Genomic DNA, 24,225 nt, shown 5'->3' with positions numbered 1-24,225 from the left:
AGGAAGAACTTTCATGAAACCCTCAGCAAAAACCCGTTTTCCAATCCCCGGGACAGCTGTTTTTTTGGCACTGGTTTTGCTGCTGACAACGGCTTTGGCGGCTGCGGCCGGCCCGTCCGCCTTTGTCAGCATTCAACCCCAGAAATATTTTGTGGAGCGCATCGGCGGCGACGCCGTGGATGTAAAAGTGATGGTGGCCCCGGGAGCGCACCCGGCCGTATATGAGCCCTCACCCCGGCAGATGGCCGCCCTTTCCAAAGCCAATCTGTATTTTACCGCAGGCGTGCCGTTTGAAGACGCGTGGCTGAAAAAAATCCGGGCCGCAAATCCGGATCTGAAAATCGTGCACACAGACGACTGGATCCAAAAGCAGCCCATTGACAGAAACGCCAGTAGGGATGGGGATCACGGCCATGCGCATGGCAATAAAGATCCCCATATATGGCTATCCCCGCCCCTGGTGATGGTCCAGGCCAGACACATCATGGCCGCCCTGAGCCGGACGGACCCGGAGAATGCAGATACCTATGAGGCCAATGGCCAAAAATTTATTTCTGAACTGGCGCAACTTGACACAAGGCTTCGGCAGATGTTTGCACAACACTCCGGGGGCCGCAGATTTCTGGTGTTTCACCCCTCCTGGGGTTATTTTGCAGGCGCCTACGGCCTGGAGCAAATCCCGGTGGAAATATCCGGCAAAGCCCCGAAAGCCGCGGACATCCAACGGCTGATCACTCTTGCCCGGAAAAATGACATTCAAACCGTTCTCATTCAGCCACAGGTTTCCTCGAAATCAGCCGAAACCATTGCCAGGGCCATTGACGGCCAGGTGGTATCCGCCGATCCCCTGGCGGAAAACTGGCCGGAAAACCTTGTCGAGGTGGCCGGCAAAATCCTGGAGGCAGCCAGATAACCATGGATGATCCCGTTATTGAACTCAGCAATGTCAGTTTTTCCTATGACGGCGTTCCCGTGGTCCAAAACGCCTCGTTCACCGTGGCACAAAAGGAATTTCTGGCCATTATCGGGCCCAACGGCGGCGGCAAGTCCACCCTGGTCAAGCTGATGCTGGGCCTTTTGAAGCCGGATGCCGGCCGGATCCGGGTTTTGGGCAAGCGGCCCAAAAAAGTATCCCACTGCTTCGGTTACGTTCCCCAGGACGTGTCCATCAACCGATCATTTCCCATATCGGTTTTAGACGTTGTCCTGATGGGCCGGCTCCGGCGGCACAAAGGCGTGCGCATCCGGCAGCAGGATTATGAGGCGGCCTGCCATTTTCTCGAACTGCTGGGCGTGGCCCAATACAAGGAGCGCAGAATCGATGACCTGTCCGGCGGCCAGCGGGAGCGGGTTTTTATCGCACGGGCCCTGACCACGGATCCGGACATCCTGATTCTCGACGAGCCCACCGCGAGCGTGGATACAGCAGGCCGCACCGAACTCTATGCCCTTTTGCGGGATTTAAACCGCACCAAGACCATTATCGTGGTCAGCCATGACCTGATGGTCATGTCTTCTTACGTAACCGCTGTTGCCTGCGTCAACCAGCAGGTTTACTACCACGACAAAAATGAAATCACAAATGAGATGCTTGACATGGGATACCAATGTCCTGTGGAACTCATTGCCCACGGCCAGCCCCACCGGATCCTGAAAACCCACGAGGAAGGCCCATGATCGAGGCCCTGCAGTTTGAATTCATGCAAAACGCCCTGTATGCGGGGCTTTTTGCCTCCCTGATATGCGGAATCATCGGCACATTCGTGGTTGTCAACCGGATGGTATTTTTAACCGGCGGCATTGCCCATGCCGCCTACGGGGGCATCGGTGCGGCCCTGTTTTTCGGAATCCCTTATATTTACGGAACCATGGGCTTTTCCCTGGCCGCGGCCCTGATCATGACGGCAGTCACCCTCAGGGTCCCCCACCGCTCTGATACCTTCATCGGCGTGCTCTGGGCCGTTGGCATGGCCCTGGGCGTGATCCTGGTGGACCTGACCCCGGGCTACAACGTGGATCTCATGAGCTACCTGTTTGGCAGCATCCTTGCCGTTCCGGCCTCGGATATCTGGTGGATGCTCGCCCTGGGTGCGGTGACCCTGGCGCTGACCCTGTATTTTTACCGGGACCTGATCGCCATTTCCTATGACATGGAATTTGCACAGCTGCAAGGAGTGCGGGTCAATTTTCTCTATTTTCTGTTCATGGCCATGGTGGCCGTGGCCATCGTGTTGATCATACGGGTGGTGGGCTTGCTTCTGGTCATTGCCCTGCTGTCGATCCCGCCTTATATTGCCGAAAAATACGCCCCCTCCCTGGGGATGATGATGATTTTTGCCGTGGGCCTTTCAGCGGTTTTCAATGTTGCCGGACTGTGGATGGCCTATCACTTTGATTTAAGTTCCGGGGCCAGCATTATTCTGGTGGCTGCGGCCGGGTTTTTCATCTCCCTTTTCATTGACACAATCATCAGCGTACGGCATAAAAAACAACGGTCAAAAATATGATCGCTTTTTTGGGTAAAATATATTATGGTGCGCCTGTAAAAAATCTTTTTTACAGGCAGTGTTAAGTTTTAAGTGATTAAGTGTTAAGTAAAATCAAAAAGTTATCTTTTTTATTGCTGGCCGCTGTTTTTTTCATCGCAGGCGGGTGCGGCTCGGGCAGGGTTTTGCACAACCCGGCGGACGCTAACGACGCAGGACCGGTCCAATGGGTGATTGATTTTTACCAGGGCCCCCTGGACCATTTGAATGCGGTGCGCACGGGCCAATGCCCCATGTATCCGTCCTGCTCGCAATACGCCAGCCAGGCCGTGGAAAAACACGGGCCGGCTGTGGGCGCCATGCTTGCCTGCGACCGGTTGATCAGATGCGGCCGCAGCGAGCTGGATTACGCCCCTAAAATTCCAGTTAACGGAAAGTGGAGATATTATGATCCGGTTTCCGCAAACGATTTCTGGTTTTCAGATACACCGCCCTAAGTTGAACCGTAAAAAAAATTTAACCAATAAGGAGGCAATATGCCGCAAGCCGTTATCGTCAGTGCAGCAAGAACCCCCCTGGGCGCCTTTAACGGCAGCCTGGGCAACACCGGCGCAACAGATCTGGGCGCCCATGTGATCACCGAAGCCATCCAGCGGGCGGGCATTTCCAAAGAATCGGTCAACGAGGTCATCATGGGCCAGGTGCTTCCCTGCGGCTACGGCCAGAACCCGGCCCGCCAAGCCGCAGTCAGGGCCGGACTGCCCTGGGAGGTGGAATGCCTGACCCTTAACAAAGTATGCGGATCTGCATTAAAATCCGTGATGCTCGCCGCCCAGGCCATTGGCGCCGGAGATGCCGAGGTGGTGGTGGCCGGCGGGATGGAAAACATGAGTATGGCCCCCTATTACCTGGAAAAAGCCAGATTCGGCTACCGCATGGGTGCGGGCACTCTCCAGGACCACATGATCCACGACGGTCTGTGGGATATTGTCAATGATTTTCACATGGGGGTTTCAAACGAGCTGTGCTCTGAAAAATACAATGTTTCGCGCGAAGACCAGGACCGGTACGCAGAAATGTCCTATAACCGGGCAATAGAGGCTGTGGAATCGGGCCGTTTCAAGCAGGAAATCGCACCGGTGCCCATCCGGGACCGCAAGGGCAACACAACGGAATTTGCCGTGGATGAAAACCCCAAGCCCACCCCGTTTGAAACCCTGTCGAAAATGAAGCCGGCTTTCCGCAAAGACGGCAAGGGAACGGCCGGAAACGCGTCGATTATCAGCGACGGGGCATCGGCCGTGGTTGTCATGAGCGACACCCGGGCAAAGGAACTGGGCTTGACCCCCATGGCCCGCATTGGCGCCCAGGCCTCTGCCGGCATTGACATGAAATACGTACTGGTGGCCCCGATTCTGGCCATTCCCAAGTGCCTGAACAAAATCGGCATGACCGCAAAAGACATGGATCTGCTTGAAATCAACGAGGCGTTTTCCGGCTCCACCGTGGCGGTGATCAAGGAACTGGGCCTGGACACCGACAAGGTCAACGTCAATGGCGGCAGCGTTTCTCTGGGCCATCCCATCGGCGCAAGCGGGGCCCGGGTGCTGACCACCCTGCTCTATGAAATGATCCGCAGGGATCTTCAAAACGGCATCGCCTCTTTGTGCCTGGGCGGCGGCGAAGCCGTGGCCATGACCGTGCACAGATAAAAAATCGTTGAGGGCGGCATCAATTGCCCGCAATTGATGCCGTTACCTGGAACCGGCTGCCCAGGGACGCTCAATTCCGAATTTCCGGATTCTCTTCCAGACAGTCACCCGGCTGACGCCCAGAATCCGGGCGGTTTCGGACTGGTTCCAGCCGGTTTGCCGCAGGGTCTGTTCCAGCAACCCCCGCTGCCCGGTCTCATCGCCATTGACAGCCGGCGGGGCCGAAGGCGGCCGGACAAAACCCCTGACCCGGGCGGGGAGATGAATTTCATCAATTGTGCCGCCCGGGCACAGGACAAAGGCATACTCGACGGTATTGCGCAGTTCCCGGACGTTGCCGGGCCAGTCATAAGCCATAAGCCGATCCAGGGCCGCCGGGCTGATGCCGGCAATATCCTTATCTGAATGGATCATGTTGCGGCTGATGAAATGGCTCGTCAGAAGTGGAATATCCTCGGGATGCGCGGCCAGGGGCGGGCATTGGAGGGGAAACACGTTGATCCGGAAATACAGGTCTTCCCGAAATGTCCCCTGCCGGACCAGGTTTTCCAAATCCTTATTGGTTGCCGTGACAATGCGCACATCCACGGATATGGGATTGTGATCCCCCACCCGTTCGATCTTTTTTTCCTCCAGCACACGAAGCAGCTTCACCTGTGTGGAAGGCGGGATATCGCCGATTTCGTCAAGGAAGATGGTGCCCTGGTCGGCGGCTTCAAACCGCCCGATCCGGGAGCGGTCCGCACCTGTAAACGCCCCCTTGACATGACCGAAAAGCTCGCTTTCCAGAAGACTTTCGTTTAAAGCCGCACAGTTGACCTTGATAAAGGGTTTTTCCCTGCGCCCGCCCGCCTGGTGGACCGCCCGGGCGACCATTTCCTTGCCTGTTCCGCTTTGCCCGGTGATCATCACCGGTGCATCCGAACGGGCCACGTTGTCTATCATTCCATACAGATTGAGCATTACCGGAGCCTGTCCCAGGATTCCGTAAAAAGAATCCCCGGGCTGGCAGGTCTGTTTCAGGGATTTGATTTCCTCCTGCTGCCGAACGAGCTGGGAAATATCAGTAAGGGTCTCCACGGCCCCGATCATCTCCCCGGATGCATCGCGCAGGACCCTGGCGCTTTTTAGAATATGCACGGTCCGGCGATCTTTTTTGGTGATCATGCACTGCTTGTCCCTCACCCCGCCCACGGCAAACAGCCTGCACCACTTATCCCCGCTGCCCTTGCCCACAAACTTACATCCTGTGCAGTTCAGTATCCTGCAGGAGCGGCCCTGAAGCTCCTCTGCAGCAAAACCGGTAATCTCCTCGGCCGCGGGGTTGAGCGCAACAATGCAGCCGGAGGTGTCCACGACAATCAACCCGTCGTGGAGGGTGTCAAAAATGGTTTTCCAGTGGTCCCCGATATTCATTTCACAGCACTTTTCCTGCTTATCCTGCTTATCCTGTTTACCGCAATTGTTAATGGTTAATTAACACATGTTAATAAGATAATAACAATTTTATCCGGAAAACGCCATGAAAAATTTTAAATTAAACGTTTTATCAATGCGTTATATCAAAATAAAAAACTGGCACAAACATTGCCATATCATGCTGCACCGGACTGGAATGCGCACAATTCACCCTTAACCCACGGAGGCCAACATGCGGCAAAAAACCAATTTTTTATGCTTTCCAGCAATCCTTGCGGTGCTGGCGGCATTCACCTTATTTCTGCCCCCTGTATTATGCGCCCAGGAAAGTCTGAGCGACCTGAAAAAACAGGTGGAAGCACTTCAGGAAAAAATTGAGAAAATGGAGAAAAGCCAGGACTGGAACACAGAGGATATTGATATGTTAATGGACCGGGTGGACAAGACCGAACTGCACACGGCCACTGATAAGATTTCCTGGGGCGTGGATTTCAGGACCCGGGCCGAATCCATCCATTACAACGACATCCGTATGGCCCCATCTTCGATGATCCAGAGTTTTTTCACGACTGTGACTGAGCCCGGCGGCTTCAACGGGGCCACAAAACAGCAGTTCCAAGACACCGTGGCCGGCATGGCAGCCGCCGGGACGATCCCCGAACCGGAAAAATATGACGCAGACAATGATATTATCTACACCAACCGCATCCGCTTAAACATGATGGGCCGGTATAACCAGCACCTGGAATTCCGGGGCCGGCTGGCCGCATACAAGGTATTCGGCGACAGCACAGGTGTGAAGTTCAACCAGGGAAGCCTCGGGGATGTCACCTTTGACGGCAACAGCGCAAGCCTGCCCCACGGGGACACGCTCCGGGTAGAGCGGGCCTATTTTGTTTATAAAAATCAGCTCGGGGATATCCCTTACAGCTTTTCTGCCGGAAGAAGGCCGTCCACGGACGGACCTCCGCTGGAATACCGCAATTACAGCCTCGAGGGGGGATCTCCGCTGGCCACCATCATTAACTGGCAATTTGACGGCGCATCGCTTAGCTTTGGTTTAGAGGACGTCACCGGCATACCCGGGGCATCGTTTAAACTCTGCTATGGTGTGGGCTATGAAAGCGACTGGGGAAATGCCGCGTCGCTGAATTACAGCCAGGCCGAACTCGATGATGTTCACATGCTGGGCATTATTTCGGATTTATACGACAACGGCACCACCAGTTTCAAATTCAGTTATGCCCACGCCTGGGATGTCACAGACGGCTTTACGGGCCTGGCGGTCATGCCCTTTATTGTTTCGAAAAACAATGATGGCACATATACATTTGAACAAAACAACGGCGGCTTTATTTCCCGCCTGGAGCCCCAAACCAATATCGGCGACTGGGATGCGGCATCCCTGTTGATCAGATCGCAGATCCCCACCGAAAACGACCGCATCGACTGGTTTCTGGCCGGTTCCTGGACCCATACCAACCCTTCCCGGATTTCGCAGAATCCCTTTTACGAGCTGATGGGCATGGGGTTGCTGAGTTCCAACGGCGAGCTCGAAGACCGGGACGGATACAGCATATATGCGGGCGCCATTTTCCCGGTGCCGATTGTCAGCGGGCGTCTGGGGCTGGAGTACAACTGGGGATCCAAGTACTGGTTTAACTTTACCGGCGCTGAAGATTCGCTGATCGGCAGCAAACTGGCCGCCCGGGGCGAGGTTTACGAGGCCTATTACATTCAGCCGATTTTTGGAAACAACTTCTTTGTCAAGCTCGGCGGGCAATTCTATGATTACAAGTACACCGGCAGCGGCAATCCGCTGGGAAAACCTGTCAAAATTGCCGACACCACCGCGCTTGACACCATCAACCCGGTGGTCGACGACGTCTGGAATTATTATCTGTCTGCAACCGTACAATTTTAAATATAACCATTAAGGAGACAGCCATGTTTCGAAAACTATTGTGTTTATTTCTCACAGCCGGATTTGTTGTGGCCCTTGCGGGAACGGCTGCGGCATTTGAACAGGGCAATGAGAGAAAAGGCAAATACATGTTCCGGAAAAACTGCCGGTCCTGTCACACAGAAGGCGCATCCGCCGAACCGTTAAACCCGGTCTCCAAAACCCAGGCCCAATGGGAACGCGCCTTTCAACGATATGAACGCTTCGAGTGCGCGGATCAGTGGGAGGACCTTGCTGAATCAGACAAAAACGACATACTGACTTATCTCTATAACCATGCCTTTGACTCACCGTCTCCGGCAACCTGTGAATAAAAAACCGGGCCGTGCAAGGCCCTGACAGCACAAACCCAATCAACCCCGAGGGAGGTTGTTTTGCAAAAAAGGACGAAAATTTTTTTCCTGCTGGCAATAACCGCATGCCTTGCTTTTTTACCGGCCGGGGCCGTAGCCCGGGACACGCCTCCCGCCCCGGGCCGGGCCATGGCCCGGCAGGCCGGTGTCCTGTCCGGGGACTGGACAACAGCCGATCATTCCAAAATGGAGGCCATGAAAAAAACATTTGAATCCGGACAGCAGATCACTGAAACCTGCCTGTCCTGCCATTCCCTGGCAGATGATCAGCTGTTTCACACCATCCACTGGAAATGGCTTTCGCCCTACGAAGACGGCGACCTGGTGGGCAAGGCGGGTTATTCCATCAACAACTTCTGCATTTCCACCAACAAGATGAACGACAAAAAATGCAGCAGCTGCCATATCGGCTGGAACGGCAAGGAAGACGGCATTAACTGCCTGGTGTGCCACGGCGGAGAAGATATGGACTGGAAGGCCCAGTTCAAGGATTACCAGTTTTTCAAGGAAATGGGAGAGACCGAACTGGTGGCGGAAATCCAGGACGATATTTCATCGGCCGTCACCCGGATCATACGGCCGGACCGACAGAACTGCGGCTCCTGCCACTTCAACGGCGGCGGCGGTGAAGCAGTCAAGCACGGGGATCTGGATGCCTCCCTGATCAACCCCAGGCGAACCCTGGATGTGCATATGGGAATCGACGGCGAAAATTTTTCCTGCACCCGCTGCCATACCACCAGCAAACATCAGGTGGCCGGCCGGGTCTATTCCACGCCTGCGGTCTCGGAGCGCAAAAGCCTTGTGGAAGATGACCTGGCCCCGAAAATCTCCTGTGAATCCTGTCACACAGCAAGCCCGCACAAGGAGGGCAAACTCAACGACCACACCGACATGGTGGCCTGCCAGAGCTGCCATATTCCTGAATTTGCCCGGGCCCATGCCACGGAAATGACATGGGACTGGTCCAAGGCCGGCAAACTCAAAGACGGCAAGCCCTATATCGAAAAAGGAGAATTTGGCCGGCCGGTATACAAATCCATCAAGGGCGAGTTCGGCTGGGAGAAAAACGTGGAGCCGCAATATTTCTGGTACAACGGCTCGGTTGCCGCATTGACCGCAAAAGATGTCATCGATCCCTCCGGGGTTGTTCGGGTCAGCCATCCTGTAGGCGAGCGCGGAGAGGGTCAGTCACGGATTTTTCCGTTCAAGGTCCATTGGGCCATGCAGCCCTATGACAAGGTACACAACACCCTGATCACCCCCCTTCTTTCAGAGGAAAACAACGGGTACTGGAAAACCTTTGACTGGCAGAACGCCAACACCCGGGGCATGGCCCTGATGGATCTGCCCTATTCCGGGGAAATGGGATTTGTGGAAACCACTTACGTGTTTCCCACAACCCACATGGTGGCCCCAAAGGAAAACACGCTTTCCTGCCGCGCCTGCCACCGCCCTGAAAACGGGCGTCTGTCCAATCTGGCCGGTTTCTACATGCCTGGAAGGGACCATTTTGCCTTAATGGACTTTGCGGCATGGATTCTGGCCATTGGCGCGCTGGCGGCCGTGGGCCTGCACGCCATCGGCCGCATAGTGGCAAACGGCAGCAGAAAGGAGAACTGATAAAATGACCGGGCAACCAAAGCGCATTTACCTGTATTCACGTTACGAGCGTTTCTGGCACTGGCTGCAAATGGCACTGATTGCGGTGCTGCTGGCCACCGGGCTGGAAGTACACGGCATGTTTGTCCTGAGCGGGTTTCAGGATGCGGTGAACATCCACAACTTTACCGGCCTGGCATGGCTGATCGCTTTTTTCTTTTTCACCTTCTGGATGTTTACCACCGGGGAATGGAAACAATACATACCCACGACGCGCAAGATGCTCACTGTGATCCGCTATTACAGCTACGGCATTTTCAGGGGCGAAACCCACCCGGTGCCAAAAAGCAAAAAAGCCAAGCATAACCCGCTCCAGCGGCTGACCTATTTGTCGCTGGCCGCGGTGATGCTTCCCATACAGATGATCTCCGGATTTTTGTACTGGAGTTACAATTCATGGGCGGCCTGGGGACTGGATTTTCTGACCCTTTCCCAGGTGGCCTTTGTTCATACGGCCATGGCGTATGCGATATTGGTTTTTGTCATCATTCACGTGTACATGACCACCACCGGGGCAACCGTGTTTGCGCATCTCAAGGCCATGATCACGGGATGGGAGGATCTTGAGGAACCAGAGGCGGTTGAGGACTGGGAAAAAGCCGGGTCCTGATTTTTGACTTTATCTCTGCGCCTTTCAGGAGTATAAACGATTCCGGCAAATGAACTTATACTCAAAGAAAGGCTTTTATATCATGAACATCGGCCAATACTCATTTTCGGAATTTATGGAACTGGCCCGGCGGTTTCACGGATACCCGGCCCCGGGCCTGCTCATCGGCGGCTACATGGTGGAGGCGGCCAAAGAGAAGCTGCCTGAAGGCACCCTGTTTGAAGCTGTTGTGGAAACCGGCAAATGCCTGCCAGACGCAGTGCAGCTGCTGACCCTGTGCAGCACCGGAAACAGCTGGATGAAAGTTATCAACCTGGGCAGATACGCCCTGAGCCTGTATGACAAGTACACCTTTGCGGGCTGGCGGGTGAGCATTGAGCTTGACAAGCTTGAAGATTTCCAGGAAATCCGGGACTGGTTTTTAAAGCGCACAACCAAGCAGGAGCAGGACACAGACCGGCTTTTTGCCGAAATCGAGGCAGCCGGGGACCAATACCTGTCAGTGATGCCGGTCAATGTCCGCCAGCGGCTGGTCAAAAAGCCTGAAATGGGGGATATTGCCGTATGCGCCGCCTGCGGGGAGGCCTATCCCAAAAAAGACGGCTCCATCTGCCGGGGATGCCAGGGAGAGGCCCCGTACCGCCATGTGCTGGATCATGACTGCCTGGCCGAACAGCCGGCACCGGAAATCGCAGCTGTTCCCGTGGAGGAAGCCGTGGGGAAAAAAGCCCTGCATGACATGACCCGGATCGTGCCCGGGGTTTCCAAAGGACCGGAATTCAAGGCGGGCCAGGAAATCAGCGCCGGGGATCTGTGCCGCCTCCAGCAGATGGGCCGGTCCAGGGTTTACGTCGAGGACGCGCCGGTTTCCTCAGATCGCTGGATCCATGAAAACGACGCTGTGCTGGCCTTTGCCGAAAAAATGGCCGGGCCCAATGTCTATTACCCGGCCCCTCCTGCTGAAGGCAAAATCAATTTCCACGCCTCGGTGACCGGGCTTCTTTCCATTGACACAGCCGCACTGGAGAATTTCAACCTGGTGCCCAATGTCATGTGCACCAGCCGGCAAAACAACATCCTGGTGGAAAAGGACAAGCCCTTTGCCGGCTCCCGGGCCATCCCCCTATATCTGGACCGCAGCCATTTCGAACATGCCCTGGAAACCATTGAAAAACCGCCCCTGTTTACGGTTCTTCCCATCAAACCGGCAAAAGTGGGCATTCTGGTCACGGGAACCGAGGTGTACAGGGGCCTGATTGAAGACAAATTCGAGCCGGTGATCCGGCGCAAGGTGGAATACTTCAACTGCCAGGTGGTGCATGCGGCGGTTTCAGCAGACGAGGCAGACCAGATCGCACAAGAGGTCTCCAACCTGCTTGCCTGCGGCGCGGACCTGATCATCACCACCGCAGGATTGTCCGTGGACCCGGATGACCAGACCCACACGGGCCTGATCCGCGCGGGCCTGGAAGATGTGCTTTACGGCGCGCCCATCCTGCCCGGGGCCATGACCCTGGTGGGCCGGATCAATCACGCCCGGGTTCTGGGCGTTCCGGCGTGCGCCCTGTTTCACAAAACCACGAGCCTGGACCTGATTCTGCCGAGACTGCTGGCCGGCCAGCACCTGACCCGAAAGGACATGGCCGCCTATGCCCAGGGTGGATTCTGCCTGAGTTGCAAGGCCTGCACCTTTCCCAAGTGCCCGTTTGGAAAGTAGGTCTTCGGGGATTGCACCGGCGATTTTCGTGGTTATTGTAAATTCATCAGGGGCTATTTCAACTCCTGATCAAAAGCGGAAAAGCAGGCCATTTCTTTCCAGCTTTTGCCATGAGACACCCTCCCTTTGGCACTGCGGGAGCCCGATTCACCCCCGGGCTCCCGCTTTTTTTTGTGCGCGTCAATAGCTGCCCAGGATCTTTAAGTAATCAATCTTTTGCGCCAGCTGCCTTATCACCGGCGCCAGTTCATCACTGTCCACATCCGCTTCAAGGTCCACGTAAAACATGTACTCCCAGGGCTTGCCGTGAATGGGCCGGGATTCAAGCTTGACCAGGTTGATGCCGTTGTCGGCAAACACTTTCAGGGCCTCAAACAGGGCCCCGGGCTGGTTTCCAGTGGAAAAGATCAGCGATGACTTGTTTTTTTGTCCGCCGGATATGGGCTCTCTGGCGATCACCACAAACCGGGTGTAATTGCGGGCGTTGGCTTCAATGCCCTGCTCCAGGATCTGCATTTCATGGATCCGGGCCGCGTCCCGGCCGGCAAGGGCACCTTCAGCCGGATTGTTCTGCTCTTTGACGAGCCGGACCGCCCGGGCCGTGTCTGAAACCGGAATCCATTCCCATTGATGACGGTCAATATAGCTGCGGCACTGCTGAAACACCTGGGGATGGGAATAAACTCGCCGGATGTCTTCCACCCGTGCGCCGGGATGGCCGATGAGGTGATGTTCGATTCTCAGCAGGATTTCACCCACAATCCGCAGATCATATTCAAGCAGCAGATCATAATTTTCATGAACGCTTCCGGCCAGGGAGTTTTCCAGGGGGATCACACCGAAATCCGCCCCGCCTTCCCTGACGGTTTCGTAGATTTCCTTAAAGGAGTTCATGGGAACGGGCTGAACCTGGCCGCCGAAGTACTGCATGCAGGCCTTGTGGCTGTAGGTGCCCGGTTCGCCGAGAAAAGCTGCCCGCCGGCCCTGGCCGTTGCCGGCTTTTTTCATGCGGTCCACGGCCCGGGCCTTGTCAAGATATCCAAAATCCAGCTGCTTGTCCACCACCGGGGAGATCACGTACAAATCCCGCATGAGCCGGGAAAACTGCTCCGGATAAAGGCTCTGGGCCCCGTCTGACAGGGCGTGGTCCGGATCATCGTGGACCTCGATCATCAGGCCGTCTGCACCTGCGGCAATGGCGGCCCGGGCCATGGGACTGACCTTTTCCCGGATTCCGGTGGCGTGGCTGGGGTCAATGATCACGGGCAGGTGGGTGAGGTTTTTGATCACCGGAATGGCTGAAAGATCCAGCGTGTTGCGGGTATAGGGCTCAAAGGTACGGATGCCGCGCTCGCAGAGAATCACGTTATCGTTTCCCTCGGAAACAATATATTCGGCCGACATAAGCCACTCCTCGATGGTGGCCGCAAGCCCCCGCTTTAGCAGTACCGGCTTTCCCAACCGGCCCACGCACTTTAAAAGCTCAAAGTTCTGCATGTTGCGCGCACCGATCTGGATCACGTCCACGTATTTCATCACCAGGTCGGCCTGGGCCGGGGTGGTGATCTCCGTGACCACCGGCATGCCAAAGGTCTGGCGCACCTCGGCCAGGATTTTCAACCCCTCTTCGCCCAGGCCCTGGAAGGCATAGGGCGAGGTCCTGGGTTTAAACGCCCCGCCCCGGAACAACACGGCCCCGTACTTACGCACCTGCCCGGCAATGGCCAGACTCCGTTCCCGGTTTTCCACCGCACAGGGCCCGGCAATGACCACGATGCGCTCGCCGCCCACAGACACATCACCCACCTGCACGCGGGTGTCTTCCGGGTGCATCTGCCGGCTGACGAGCTTAAAGGCCGTATTGACCGGCACCACCCGGGCCACGCCCTCCAGGGATTCAAAAAAATCAGGCGATCGGCCGGCATCACCGGTGGAGCCGATAATCTGCCGGCCCGCCTCGGTAATTTCACGGGAAATGCAGCCGCCTTCGCGCAAAATCCGGTAAATGTGATTTTTCTGTTTCTGCGTGATGTCGGGCTCCAGTACGATTAACATCTTTGACCTCCTGTGTTTCAAACATGACATTTTTATTGGCCGGGGCCCCGGGCTGGTGCCAGACGAAAAGACCCCGGGGGAGCATCCCCCGGGGTCTTTTAAACAAAAAACCCCGGGCGGACATGATCTGTCCACCCGGGGTTGTGTGCGCCTGTTGATTTTTACTGCAAGCTACACCGCCGGATGGACGCTTCTAAAACCAAAAAAGAAGCGTCCGGTAAAAAATTTATTTTGATGGCCGGTACAATGATGCAGCTGCATGAAAAAAATCCTTTATCAAAAAATTATATTCAAATCATTATGCCTATTATCTGCGCCTGTCAACCCCAAAAAAAATACCTGTGGATTTTCCGGCAAAACCATCAAAACACCTGCATGCACAGAACCACAACCATGGTGATGCCGATCAGGGTTTTGACCAGCGTGGCCCCTACCCGCCCGTAAAATGCGCCCGTGGCCGAACGAAAAGATGCGGCCGCATCTTTTTTCACCGCCAGCTCCACAACAAAGGCACCGATAAAAACCCCGGCAAACAAACCAATGACCGGTCCGATCAAAAAAACCGGGACCCCTGCAAAAGCCCCGACAATGCCGCCGACAATGCCGCCAAATGCGGCCCGCCGGGAAGCCCCCCGCTTGGTGGCCATGCTCACCCCCAGGATATATTCCAGCACTTCTCCGACTATGGCCAGACCCAGCAGCAGTGCCAGAACTAGCAGGGAAAACACCATGGCACCTTGGATCAGGTTGTAGAAAACCGCCCCGGCCAGAATCACAAAGGTGCCGGGCATGCCCAGCGGCACAAGCACAATGCCGGCAATGCAGCACAAAATCAGCACAAAAAGCGCCATCATGCCGGCTATTTCCATTTCCCGCCCCTATTTTTTCCTTGAAATGACCGCTGATCCGCGTTTATAACCTCATCCAAATGATTTTCCTCCTTTGAACCCTAAATCCGGCGGAAATTTTTATGAAAAACCGTTTGATTGCAATTGCCTGGTTCAGCTTTGTGGGCATCACCTCTGTGATCTTTTTTCTGGCCGCGCTTGTCATCAAGGTCGCCACCGTGGCCTTTGACCGGCGGCTGGTGATTCTCCAGCAGTTTACCTGTTTCTGGGGGGCGCTCTACACCTGGATTATCCCGGCATGGAAAATCCGCATTGAAGGCCGGCAGCACATCGATTCCAAAAAGGCCCGGGTGGTGGTTTCCAACCATCAGTCCCTGCTCGATATCCTGGTGCTGTTTAACCTGTTTTGCCACTTCAAGTTTGTGTCCAAAAGCGAAATTTTCAAGGTTCCCCTGATCGGGTGGAACATGCGGTTTAACCGCTACATTGAATTAAAACGCGGGGACAAGCGAAGCATTGCCAGGATGATGAAGGACTGCAAGAAAGCCCTGGATGAAGGAAGTTCGGTGCTGATTTTCCCGGAAGGCACCCGGTCGCCGGACGGCAATATCCGAAATTTCAAGCCGGGCGCCTTTATCCTGGCTACAGAACATCAGGCCCCGATTCAGCCCATCGTGATCTCTGGCACCAACAAAGCCCTGCCCAAGCACAGCATCAATTTTCACGGAAAATGCGACATCCGGGTGCGAGTCATGCCCGAAATCGCCTATGAAGAATTCGCCGGCCTCTCCCCTGAGGAAACCGCTCAAATGGTGCGGGAAAAAATCATCCATGAACTGGACGATATAGAAAAACAGCAAACAGCAGACGGCAGTTAAGCCGCCACTGCCTGCATCAGCTCGTCCCACTGCTTTTGCATCAGGGCTGCCAGGGTTCCGGCATCCACTTCATAGTATTTTTCAAGCCGCTCAATCTGGCCCTCGCCGGCCACGCGCACGCCTCTTTCCAGTTCACTGTAGCGTGACTGAGGGATTCCCACAGCCCGGGCCGCCTCTGCGGTGCTCACCTGTTTTGCCTGTCTCAACCGCTTGAGTTCATCTGCGAATACAGCCATGGACGGATCTCCTTTATCCCTGTTTGGATTTGTCATCAACTCGCTTTCCAAATTATTTTATAGGAAAAACAGGCCGAAAAAATCAAGGGGAAAAGACACGGATGCCGAGCCTGTCCAATACCTGTCATGCGCCTGAAAAACCGCAAATAAAGTTGATAAAGCTCTTTTTTCTCTTTCCAACAGGACTAACAGCCCCGTCAGGAAGAAAGCCCTGCGGCCGGGGCCGGGTTTTTCGCTCCTGAGCCTTTTTGCGGATTCAGCCGATGCCTTCGCCGAAATTTCAAAAACTCGGCCTGTCGGCCTCAAACAGTTTGAAATTTCTTTGGCTCCGGCATCGGTTGAATTTTCCCGCAAAAATTCTCAATGTCGCTTCAAAAACCCGCCCCCGCCCTTCGGGCTTCCTTGGGGCCCACGCCCAAATTCGACAGCTCAGTAAAACACAATGGAGACCCCTTTCCAAATCTATCAACCCCAGACCGGTTTCCGAAGATATTTGCTGACGCATATTTCCAGATCCCTGGCCATGTGGCGGGGCGGGGTGTGGTTTGTTTGGCTGCATTGGCGCGGTTTCGGCAAAGATCGGACCAGGGCTTTGGCGTCCGGAATTTTAAACTGTCTGAGGGCGATCCGCCCGAGTTTTTAAAATTCCAGCCAAAGTCCCGGGACGATCGCCGAAAGCACGCCGCAGACAAACAAACCACACCCCGCCCCGACCCCATGCGAAAACCGCCACAACCTGATTATGCCCTGCTTATGCCGACCTCGCGATAATGCGGCTGTGGCTTGTTCCAGCTTGAAATTGGTGGCAGCCTGGAGGAAGAAAGCCCTGCGGCCGGTTTCCGAAGATATTGGCTGACGCATATTTCCAGATCCCTGGCCATGGGGAGGGGCGGGGGTGGTTTGTTTGGCTGCATTGGCGCGGTTTCGGCAAAGATCGGACCAGGGCTTTGGCGTCCGGAATTTTAAACTGTCTGAGGGCGACCAGCCCGAGTTTTTAAAATTCCAGCCAAAGCCCCGGGACGATCGCCGAAAGCACGCCGCAGACAAACAAACCACACCCCGCCCCGACCCCATGCGAAAACCGCCCCAAGCTGATTATGCCCTGCTTATGCCGACGTTGGGATAATGCGGCTGTGGCTTGTTCCAGGTTGAAAATCATGGTGGCCTAAAGGAAGAAAGCCCTGCAGCCGAAGCCGAAGAAATGATCAGTAACCTTTGTAAACGTCTTTCTTGACAGCCGCCCCCTGTGCCGGTAAATTGGCCAAATCGCCGTAACAGCAATCCCCGCACTCTCGGGCGTTTGACCGGAGACGGGATTTTTATGCAGCCGGACAGGATTTATGAAATCAGAAAACACCGACAGAATCTGTGAAGTGAAATTCACGGTCCCCTTCCATGACCTGGACCCCATGGAAGTGGTGTGGCACGGGAATTACTTCAAATACTTTGACATCACCCGCGATGCCCTGTTCCGGAAACTGGGCGTGGACCTCTACCGGGTCTACACAGACACCCAACACATTTTCCCCATCATCCGCACCAGCATCAAGCACGTGTTTCCCCTGCGGTTCCGCGACGAGTTTGTCTGCCGGGCCAAACTCACGGCAGTGGACTACAAAATCGGCGTGGATTTTATCATCCGCCTCACAGAAGACAACCGGGTTATTGCCAAGGGCAAAAGCCAGCAGGCGGCCGTAAAAATCCCGGAGATGGAGACCTTGTTTAAAATCCCGGATCCCATCCGGCATGCACTTGGATTTGAATAACATGACAGCAGACTTTCACCATGCGCTTTTAACCGGCTATGAGCGGCTGGCCGCATGGTCGGCGGTACTTGACCGGATCAATGTGTTTCCCGTGGCAGACGGGGATACGGGCCGAAACCTCATGATCACCCTGGCCCCGCTCAGAAATGTTGCAGACCAGGGCCCGGAGAAAACCGGGCACCAGATTCTGTTTGCTGCAAGGGGCAATTCCGGAAACATCGCAGCCCGTTTTGTCTATGATCTTCTGGCCGCAAACGGCGTAAAAACCCTTTACCAGTGCGCACAAACCGGGGCGCAGAATGCCCGCAGCGCAATTTCCAGGCCCCGGGCCGGCACCATGCTCACCGTCATTGACGCTTTTGCCGAAGCCATAGCTGATCTTCCAGACCCGAAAAACCCCCAAAGCGGCCTGAAAACCGTCACAGATGCCATGCAGGCCGCAGTTGACAGCAGCACCGGGCAAATCCGGGAACTGAGCGCCGCCAAAGTGGTGGATGCCGGGGCCCTTGGCATGTTCGTGTTTCTGGAAAGCTTTTTTACGGATTTTTGCGGACAAGGCCGCCGCTTTCTCCCCATCCACGAAATATTTACCGGCCGGCTCAAAATTGATCCGGATTATGCTGCGGCCGCGGAAAACGGCTTCTGTGTGGATGCAGTGGTGGAAGTAAACAAGGAGCCCGGGGCCGGGGCACAGGAGCCGTCGGCCGCAGAAGACCACGACAGTCTGACGGTTTTTCACACCGGCGGGTACGCCAAAATTCACCTGCACACCGCAGACCGCAGTGCTGCGCGAAAACAGCTCGGGCAGATGGGCCGCATTGTTTCCTGGAACGAAGACGACATGGCCGAGCAGGCCGCCGCCTTCCGGCTTCCTGCCGCCGCTGCGCCGGTGCATGTTGTCACAGATGCGGCCGGCTCCATATCCCGTCACCTGGCCGGCCTGCTCGGCATTACCCTGCTGGAAAGCTATGTCACCGTGGGTGAGCGCTGCATCCCGGAAACATGCCTGGACCCGGAGGAACTTTACAAAGCAATGCGCCGGGGCGTGCGGGCCTCCACTTCCCAGGCCTCTGATTTTGAGCGCCATCAGCATTACGCCCGGCTTTTGTCCCAGCACGACCGCGTGCTTTACCTGTGCGTGGGCTCGGTCTACACGGGCAATTACCAGGCGGCCATGGACTGGAAGGCGGAAAACGACCCGGAAGACCGGTTTTGGGTCATTGACACCGGCGCTGCCTCGGGCCGGCTGGCAGCCATAGCCGCGGCCACTGCACGCTATGCAGCCGGCGCTCAAAGCGCAGACCGGGTGCCCGCATTTGCAAAACACATTATTGAGCGCTGCGGGGAATACATCTTTCTTGACGAGCTCAAATACCTGGCCGCAGGGGGCCGAATGTCGAAAACCGGGGCCTTTTTCGGCGACATGCTCCACATGAAACCGGTCATCAGCCCCCTTTCCCACGGGGCGGAGAAAGTCGGCATCGTGCGCAACGCCGAAGCCCAGATCAAATTTGCCGAACAAAGGCTGCAGCAGGACATAAACCACGCCCGACACCCGCTTTTGCTGCTGGAATATTCCGATAACCGGCAATGGGTGGCCGGCCCGGTCAAGGAACGGATCGCCGCACTTTTTCCGGAAGCCGAAATCCTGCTCCAGCCCATGTCCATGACCTCCGGGGTCCACATCGGCCCGGGGGCCTGGGCTATTTCCTGGTGCCGGGACAACCCGCGGGCGGACAACCCCCAAAACCCCCTGCATGTCCATGAATCCTAAACCCGGCCCCAAAACCGACCCGGCGCACAATGGGCCGCAAAAGCACCGGTTTGCCATCGTGATCCCGGTCTACAATCACGGCACTTCCGTAGAAGCGGTCATATCCCGGGCCAAAGGGCTTGATGCAGATATTATCGTGGTCAACGACGGATCAACAGATGACACCGCCGCCCGGCTCGGGCAGATTGCGGATATCTGTGTGATCACCCATGCCCGCAATGCCGGCAAAGGGGCGGCCATGCAAACCGGTCTGGCAGCGGCGGCGCAACTGGCCGACTATGCCGTGACCATAGACGCTGACGGCCAGCATGATCCGGCCGACGCCCCGGCCCTGATGGCGGCTGCGGCTGATTCCGGCCGCGCCCTGATCGTTGGCTGCCGCACGGGAATGGAGCAATCCCATATCCGATACGGCTCCCGGATGGGCCGCCGGTTTTCCAACTTCTGGGTTTGGGTGTGCGGCGGGCCCAAACTGTCCGATTCCCAGAGCGGATTCCGGGCCTATCCCCTGCCCGGGGTCCTGCACTGGGGGGCGGTGTGCACCCGGTTTGACTTTGAGGTGGAAATCCTGGTGCGGGCCCGCTGCCAGGATGTTGCCATAATTGAAGTGCCGGTTCGCGTCCATTATCTGCCGGCTGACCAGCGCATCTCCCATTTCCGCCCCGGACTGGACTTTCTTCGAAACGCAAAAATTTTCACCCGGCTAATGGCACGACGGTTTGCGGATTTTCTGCGAAAGTCCGCAAAGGAAGGTCTAAATTGACACAAGCGGGGCTGACAAAAAAATCAACACTGCTCCGGGGTGTTTTTCTCCTTGCCTTGGCTTCGGCAATGGCCCTTTTCGCATTTTTTGCCTCAGATCTCCGCATTGAAACCAACATCCTGCATTCCCTGCCCGCTGGCAACCCGGTCATGGCAGACGGCCATGAAGTCATTTTAAACCACCCCTACCAGAACCGGGTATTGATCGACCTGGGCCTTGAACCCGCAGACCCGGAGGTGCTTTCTGCAGCTGCCGGCCGGCTGGAAGCGTATCTGGAGGCCACCGGGCTGTTTGATGCCGTGGGTTTCAAAGACGCCGGGCAGATTTTTTCCGCCCTGGATCTTTATGCGGCACAACACCTGCCGGCCCTGCTCACTGACCGGGACCTGGAAAAAAAGGCGGCCCCTTTGCTGGAAAAAGGGGTGCTGGAAAAACGGGTCAGGCAAAACCTGTCCCGGTTATACACCATGGAAAGCACCGGCCGGGCCCGGGCCATCCTGGCTGATCCCGCTGGCCTGCGCGACGTGGTCCTGGAAAAAACCCGGGCCCTGATGCCGGCAAAAAACATCGAATTTCACAAGGGCCGGCTATTTTCCAGGGACCTGGGCCATGTCTTAATTATTGCCGATCCCGGCCGGGCCGCAACCGGATCTGAAGCCGCCAAAGAAATCGCAACGGCCATCAGCCAGGCCCGGCAGGCGCTTTCCCGGGACGTTGACACCCGGGGCGCGGACCTGACACTGACCGCAGCCGGCGCTTACCGGGCGGTGATCGACAATGAAACCGCGGCCAAAAACGACGCCAGGCAGGCTGTTTTTCTTTCGGCCCTGGGCATTGCCGTGCTGCTCATAATGGCCTTTCCCAGACCCGTAATCGGGCTTCTGGCATTTGTGCCCGCGGTGTTCGGCACCCTGGCCGCACTGATGTTTTACGCCCTGTGGCACGAATCCATCACCATCATGGCCCTGGGTTTCGGCGGGGCCATCATGGCCATTACAGTTGACCACGGCATTTCCTATCTGCTGTTTGCAGACCGCCCACATGAAACAACCGGCAAACACGCCTCCAGGGAGGTATGGGCAGTAGCCCTTGCAGCGGCGCTGACCTCGGCGGGGGCCTTTTTCCTGCTGGTTTTCAGCGGATTTCCCATACTGGCGGAAATCGGGCAGTTTGCCGCTTTGGGCATTTTGTTTTCCTTTTTGTTCGTGCATACCGGATTTCCCCTGCTGATGCCCGGGCTTAAAGGCGCCCGCCGCAAGCACCGGCTGCTGCTGCAAACCGCAGTGGACCATGCGGTGCTGTCCGGAAAAAAACCCAAGCTGGTTTTGGCCGTTCTGGCGGCCGGAGTTTTGGCCTTTTTTGCCCGGCCGGATTTCTGCGTGGATATTTCCGCCATCAATACCGTGAGCAAAGACACCCTTGCCGCAGAACAAAAGATCGCAGACACTTGGGGAAACCAAATGTTTGACCGGGTTCATGTCATGGCCCGGGCGGAAAACAAAAAAAAGCTCCAGCAGACAAGCGACCGGCTTGCCGCCGAAATCGAAGACCAGATGGCTGAAAACCGCATTTCAGAGGCATTTTTGCCCTCCATGCTGTTTCCCGGCCCAAAGCGCTGCCGCACCAACCTGGAAGCATGGCGGCAATTCTGGCAGGATGCCGGACAAAAGCAAGTGGTTTCCCGCATCATGGATCAGGCCGCGGCCCTGGGGATAAACCCGGAGAATTTTGCCGAGGTTTATGAAAGCCAAACCACGGACTGCGATTCCGGGCAGATGCGCTTTGATGAACGTTTTTTTGATTTTCTAAGCATTTATTCTGAAAAGACCGGAGACGGCCGCATCCTGTTTGCCTCCCTTGTGCCCGGAGAAAACTATGACCCGGCCCGGTTTTTTGACACGATTTCATCGGGCCGGCCGGAGATCTCCGTGCTGGACCCCAATTATTACGCCCAAAACCTGGGCGTGCTGCTATCGGATACCTTTGTGCGGATGTTTGCCGTTGTGGCCGCGGGCGTAGCCGTGCTGCTGGTGCTGTTTTTTGCCGATCTCACCCTTGCAGCGGTCTCGCTTCTGCCCCTGGGATTTGCCATGGTCTGCACTTTGGGCCTCCTGCACCTGCTGGGCCAGCCGTTAAACATCCCCGGGCTGATGCTCTCGGTGGTGGTTTTCGGCATGGGCCTGGATTATTCCCTTTATTTCGTCCGGGCTTACCAGCGCTACGGCACACCTGCCCATCCGCATTTCGCCCATATCCGCATGGCCGTGTTTCTGGCTGCGGCATCCACGTTTATCGGGTTTGCCGCCCTGGCCACGGGAGAACACCTGCTCATGAAAAGCCTGGGCCTGATTCTGGCCCCTGCGGTTTTGTTCGTGGTGGCCGGCACTTTCTGCCTGCTGCCGGCCATTCTGGATTTCCTGTTTCAGCCCGCGGTCCTGGGCCAGGGTGTGGCAGCGCCCGGGTCTGCAGAACACAAACAGCGCCTTGCCCGCATATACCGGCACACCGAGGTCTTTCCCCGGATTTTTGCGGCAATCAAGCGCCGGGTGGATCCCATGTTTACCGAGCTGCCCGGGTTTCTGGACAAGCCCGGAACAGTTTTGGATATCGGGTGCGGCTATGGCATCACCGCCGGGTGGCTGCTGGCCATGGACCCGAAAATCCGGATAACCGGCATGGACCCGGATGCTGAACGGGTAAGGTTTGCCCGCCGCATCACGGCTGATCAGGGAACCATATGGCAGGCTGCAGCCCCGGACCTGCCGGCACCGGACCATCCCGCAGACACCGCCCTGATGATCGACATGCTCCATTACCTTTCAGACCACGCCGCCGCCCAAACCCTGGCCGCTGCAAAAGACCGCCTGGAGCCGGGCGGCCGGCTGATCATGCGCGCGGCCGTGCTCAGAGAAGCAAAAGATTCATTTCTGCGGCGGGTTGAAATCCTGCGCTTAAAAATCCGGGGAATTGCGCGCCATGACCGAACCGAGGCCCAAATCCGGGATCTGTTGACATCTACGGGCTTTGAAATCCGCCATGTGCAGGACTCGGGCCAGGGGCGGGAAGAAAAATGGTTTGCCGCCCGAAAACCCCAAAGTTATGGTGAAACCCGATGATCCGCCTGTTTTATCGGATTTTGGTATACTGCTCTGAAAAATACGGGCTTTGGGTCTTTTATGCAGCCGTGCGCACCATTGCAGCCGGCTATTTTCTGTTTTTCCCGCCCCGGGTGGCCGTTAGCGTGCGCTTTTACAGAACCCTTTTTCCCGGCCGGCCGGCATGGTATCATATCTGGTGTGCGTGGCGGCAGTTTCACAGCTTTACCCATCTTTACGTGGACCGCTACCTGCTGGAACATAAAAACCGTATCACCTACACCGCCCAAGGCCTGGAGCATCTGAAGGCCTGCATAAAAGCCGGCACCGGCGGGATTTTGCTCATGAGCCATGTGGGCAACTGGGAGGTGGCCGCCCGGCTGCTAAAAGAGCAGGGCGTGCCCCTGCTTCTGGTCATGGGGGAAAAACAGAACGAACAAATCGAGGGCACACAGAAACAAAGCCTGCGAAAAAGCGGGGTAAGGGTGATTGCGGGCCAAAACCGCCAGGGCTCGCCCATGGAAATCATCGAGGCCATGGCATATTTGCGAAAGGGCTGGATTTTGTCCATGGCCGGCGACCGGTTCCGGGACGCAATCCAGGCATATGTGGAAACCACGTTTTTCAACCGGCCGGTACGGCTGCCCAGGGCGCCCTTTGCCCTCGCTGCGGCCACCAAAGCACCGATTTACGTGTTTTTTGCCGTTCGCACGGGCGAGCACCATTACAGCTTTATCATCCACCCGCCCATTGCGCCGGCCGGGAAAAAAGGCCCCGGGCGCGACCGGCAGATAGCGGATGCCGCCCGGCAATACACCCGCCTGCTGGAGCAGGCGGTACTGGCACACCCCTGCCAGTGGCATCATTTTGAACCCTTTATCCGCTAAG

20 protein-coding genes are annotated in these 24,225 nt (G+C 56.3%); 16 read left to right on the top strand and 4 right to left on the bottom strand.

Going from position 1 to position 24,225, the window contains the following annotated elements; translation table 11 throughout:
• The first annotated feature begins 13 nt into the window (after positions 1-13).
• The 5 genes from HNR65_RS14595 to HNR65_RS14575 all read left to right on the top strand — a co-directional run bounded on the left by HNR65_RS14595 (position 14) and on the right by HNR65_RS14575 (position 4,198).
• The gene (locus HNR65_RS14595) at positions 14-913 is read left to right on the top strand and encodes a metal ABC transporter solute-binding protein, Zn/Mn family (protein ID WP_181552260.1); all 900 of its coding nucleotides are present in this window, start codon (positions 14-16) and stop codon (positions 911-913) included.
• Between the two features lie 2 nt (positions 914-915).
• Positions 916-1,677 carry a metal ABC transporter ATP-binding protein gene (locus HNR65_RS14590; RefSeq protein WP_181552259.1) on the top strand — a complete coding sequence of 254 codons (762 nt, stop codon included), beginning with the start codon at positions 916-918 and terminating at the stop codon, positions 1,675-1,677.
• Entirely contained in the window at positions 1,674-2,507 is an 834-nt protein-coding gene (locus tag HNR65_RS14585) for a metal ABC transporter permease (RefSeq protein WP_181552258.1), read from the top strand. Before HNR65_RS14590 ends, HNR65_RS14585 begins: the two co-directional genes overlap by 4 nt.
• A 209-nt stretch (positions 2,508-2,716) precedes the next feature.
• Positions 2,717-2,983, top strand: coding sequence for a membrane protein insertion efficiency factor YidD (gene yidD / locus HNR65_RS14580; RefSeq protein ID WP_181552257.1), 267 nt, complete (start codon positions 2,717-2,719; stop codon positions 2,981-2,983).
• A 39-nt stretch (positions 2,984-3,022) separates the two neighbouring features.
• Entirely contained in the window at positions 3,023-4,198 is a 1,176-nt protein-coding gene (locus tag HNR65_RS14575; protein ID WP_181552256.1) for an acetyl-CoA C-acetyltransferase, read from the top strand.
• 42 nt (positions 4,199-4,240) lie between these two features.
• Here HNR65_RS14575 and HNR65_RS14570 read toward each other — a convergent pair whose 3' ends face one another.
• Positions 4,241-5,614 (bottom strand): sigma-54 interaction domain-containing protein, encoded by a 1,374-nt coding sequence (locus HNR65_RS14570; protein WP_181552255.1) that lies wholly within the window; start codon positions 5,612-5,614, stop codon positions 4,241-4,243.
• A gap of 235 nt (positions 5,615-5,849) precedes the next feature.
• Here HNR65_RS14570 and HNR65_RS14565 point away from each other — a divergent pair, with 235 nt between their 5' ends.
• The 5 genes from HNR65_RS14565 to HNR65_RS14545 all read left to right on the top strand — a co-directional run bounded on the left by HNR65_RS14565 (position 5,850) and on the right by HNR65_RS14545 (position 11,922).
• Complete coding sequence (locus tag HNR65_RS14565; RefSeq protein WP_181552254.1) at positions 5,850-7,541, top strand: DUF3373 family protein; 1,692 nt, start codon at positions 5,850-5,852, stop codon at positions 7,539-7,541.
• Positions 7,542-7,564: 23 nt separating this feature from the next.
• Positions 7,565-7,894 (top strand): c-type cytochrome, encoded by a 330-nt coding sequence (locus HNR65_RS14560; protein WP_181552253.1) that lies wholly within the window; start codon positions 7,565-7,567, stop codon positions 7,892-7,894.
• Positions 7,895-7,954: 60 nt separating this feature from the next.
• Complete coding sequence (locus HNR65_RS14555) at positions 7,955-9,556, top strand: tetrathionate reductase family octaheme c-type cytochrome (RefSeq protein WP_220128405.1); 1,602 nt, start codon at positions 7,955-7,957, stop codon at positions 9,554-9,556.
• Positions 9,557-9,560: 4 nt separating this feature from the next.
• The gene (locus HNR65_RS14550; protein WP_181552252.1) at positions 9,561-10,205 is read left to right on the top strand and encodes a cytochrome b/b6 domain-containing protein; all 645 of its coding nucleotides are present in this window, start codon (positions 9,561-9,563) and stop codon (positions 10,203-10,205) included.
• An 82-nt stretch (positions 10,206-10,287) separates the two neighbouring features.
• Positions 10,288-11,922 (top strand): FmdE family protein, encoded by a 1,635-nt coding sequence (locus HNR65_RS14545; RefSeq protein WP_181552251.1) that lies wholly within the window; start codon positions 10,288-10,290, stop codon positions 11,920-11,922.
• Between the two features lie 180 nt (positions 11,923-12,102).
• On the opposite strand, the gene aroF is transcribed toward HNR65_RS14545, so the two are convergent.
• Together aroF and HNR65_RS14535 are read right to left on the bottom strand one after the other, a co-directional pair.
• A complete protein-coding gene (aroF, locus tag HNR65_RS14540; protein WP_181552250.1) occupies positions 12,103-13,977 on the bottom strand; it encodes a 3-deoxy-7-phosphoheptulonate synthase in 1,875 nt (624 codons plus the stop codon).
• Between the two features lie 362 nt (positions 13,978-14,339).
• Positions 14,340-14,846 carry a DUF456 family protein gene (locus HNR65_RS14535; RefSeq protein ID WP_181552249.1) on the bottom strand — a complete coding sequence of 169 codons (507 nt, stop codon included), beginning with the start codon at positions 14,844-14,846 and terminating at the stop codon, positions 14,340-14,342.
• A gap of 101 nt (positions 14,847-14,947) precedes the next feature.
• Between HNR65_RS14535 and HNR65_RS14530 the strand changes: the two genes are divergently transcribed.
• Positions 14,948-15,703: a lysophospholipid acyltransferase family protein gene (locus tag HNR65_RS14530; RefSeq protein WP_181552248.1), complete on the top strand. Its 756-nt coding sequence runs from the start codon at positions 14,948-14,950 to the stop codon at positions 15,701-15,703.
• Here the strand turns inward: HNR65_RS14530 and HNR65_RS14525 are convergent.
• The gene (locus HNR65_RS14525; RefSeq protein WP_181552247.1) at positions 15,700-15,939 is read right to left on the bottom strand and encodes a helix-turn-helix domain-containing protein; all 240 of its coding nucleotides are present in this window, start codon (positions 15,937-15,939) and stop codon (positions 15,700-15,702) included. The genes HNR65_RS14530 and HNR65_RS14525 overlap by 4 nt on opposite strands.
• A gap of 1,340 nt (positions 15,940-17,279) precedes the next feature.
• Here HNR65_RS14525 and HNR65_RS14520 point away from each other — a divergent pair.
• The 5 genes from HNR65_RS14520 (at position 17,280) to HNR65_RS14500 (ending at position 24,224) form a co-directional block, all read left to right on the top strand.
• The gene (locus HNR65_RS14520; RefSeq protein ID WP_181552246.1) at positions 17,280-17,705 is read left to right on the top strand and encodes an acyl-CoA thioesterase; all 426 of its coding nucleotides are present in this window, start codon (positions 17,280-17,282) and stop codon (positions 17,703-17,705) included.
• 1 nt (position 17,706) lies between these two features.
• Entirely contained in the window at positions 17,707-19,479 is a 1,773-nt protein-coding gene (locus HNR65_RS14515; protein WP_181552245.1) for a DegV family protein, read from the top strand.
• Complete coding sequence (locus HNR65_RS14510; RefSeq protein WP_181552244.1) at positions 19,469-20,242, top strand: glycosyltransferase family 2 protein; 774 nt, start codon at positions 19,469-19,471, stop codon at positions 20,240-20,242. The genes HNR65_RS14515 and HNR65_RS14510 overlap by 11 nt, the downstream gene beginning before the upstream one ends.
• Positions 20,243-20,310: 68 nt before the next feature.
• Positions 20,311-23,358 (top strand): MMPL family transporter, encoded by a 3,048-nt coding sequence (locus HNR65_RS14505; protein WP_181552243.1) that lies wholly within the window; start codon positions 20,311-20,313, stop codon positions 23,356-23,358.
• Complete coding sequence (locus HNR65_RS14500) at positions 23,355-24,224, top strand: lysophospholipid acyltransferase family protein (protein WP_181552242.1); 870 nt, start codon at positions 23,355-23,357, stop codon at positions 24,222-24,224. The genes HNR65_RS14505 and HNR65_RS14500 overlap by 4 nt, the downstream gene beginning before the upstream one ends.
• Position 24,225 lies beyond the last annotated feature (1 nt).

Source organism: Desulfosalsimonas propionicica (genome assembly GCF_013761005.1).
GTDB lineage: Bacteria > Desulfobacterota > Desulfobacteria > Desulfobacterales > Desulfosalsimonadaceae > Desulfosalsimonas > Desulfosalsimonas propionicica.
The sequence above is the reverse complement of the archived record's forward strand: the minus strand, read 5'-3'. Positions and strand labels throughout refer to the sequence as shown.

Excerpts from the sequence above, each read along its gene's own strand:
- aroF (WP_181552250.1), bottom strand. The coding sequence starts at position 13,977 with ATGTTAATCGTACTGGAGCCCGACATCACGCAGAAACAGAAAAATCAC.
- HNR65_RS14590 (WP_181552259.1), top strand. The coding sequence starts at position 916 with ATGGATGATCCCGTTATTGAACTCAGCAATGTCAGTTTTTCCTATGAC.
- HNR65_RS14505 (WP_181552243.1), top strand. The coding sequence starts at position 20,311 with ATGGCCCTTTTCGCATTTTTTGCCTCAGATCTCCGCATTGAAACCAAC.
- HNR65_RS14595 (WP_181552260.1), top strand. The coding sequence starts at position 14 with ATGAAACCCTCAGCAAAAACCCGTTTTCCAATCCCCGGGACAGCTGTT.
- HNR65_RS14515 (WP_181552245.1), top strand. The coding sequence starts at position 17,707 with ATGACAGCAGACTTTCACCATGCGCTTTTAACCGGCTATGAGCGGCTG.
- HNR65_RS14560 (WP_181552253.1), top strand. The coding sequence starts at position 7,565 with ATGTTTCGAAAACTATTGTGTTTATTTCTCACAGCCGGATTTGTTGTG.
- HNR65_RS14550 (WP_181552252.1), top strand. The coding sequence starts at position 9,561 with ATGACCGGGCAACCAAAGCGCATTTACCTGTATTCACGTTACGAGCGT.
- HNR65_RS14565 (WP_181552254.1), top strand. The coding sequence starts at position 5,850 with ATGCGGCAAAAAACCAATTTTTTATGCTTTCCAGCAATCCTTGCGGTG.
- HNR65_RS14510 (WP_181552244.1), top strand. The coding sequence starts at position 19,469 with ATGAATCCTAAACCCGGCCCCAAAACCGACCCGGCGCACAATGGGCCG.
- HNR65_RS14585 (WP_181552258.1), top strand. The coding sequence starts at position 1,674 with ATGATCGAGGCCCTGCAGTTTGAATTCATGCAAAACGCCCTGTATGCG.
- HNR65_RS14500 (WP_181552242.1), top strand. The coding sequence starts at position 23,355 with ATGATCCGCCTGTTTTATCGGATTTTGGTATACTGCTCTGAAAAATAC.
- HNR65_RS14520 (WP_181552246.1), top strand. The coding sequence starts at position 17,280 with ATGAAATCAGAAAACACCGACAGAATCTGTGAAGTGAAATTCACGGTC.
- HNR65_RS14575 (WP_181552256.1), top strand. The coding sequence starts at position 3,023 with ATGCCGCAAGCCGTTATCGTCAGTGCAGCAAGAACCCCCCTGGGCGCC.
- HNR65_RS14535 (WP_181552249.1), bottom strand. The coding sequence starts at position 14,846 with ATGGAAATAGCCGGCATGATGGCGCTTTTTGTGCTGATTTTGTGCTGC.
- HNR65_RS14570 (WP_181552255.1), bottom strand. The coding sequence starts at position 5,614 with ATGAATATCGGGGACCACTGGAAAACCATTTTTGACACCCTCCACGAC.
- HNR65_RS14525 (WP_181552247.1), bottom strand. The coding sequence starts at position 15,939 with ATGGCTGTATTCGCAGATGAACTCAAGCGGTTGAGACAGGCAAAACAG.
- HNR65_RS14530 (WP_181552248.1), top strand. The coding sequence starts at position 14,948 with ATGAAAAACCGTTTGATTGCAATTGCCTGGTTCAGCTTTGTGGGCATC.
- HNR65_RS14545 (WP_181552251.1), top strand. The coding sequence starts at position 10,288 with ATGAACATCGGCCAATACTCATTTTCGGAATTTATGGAACTGGCCCGG.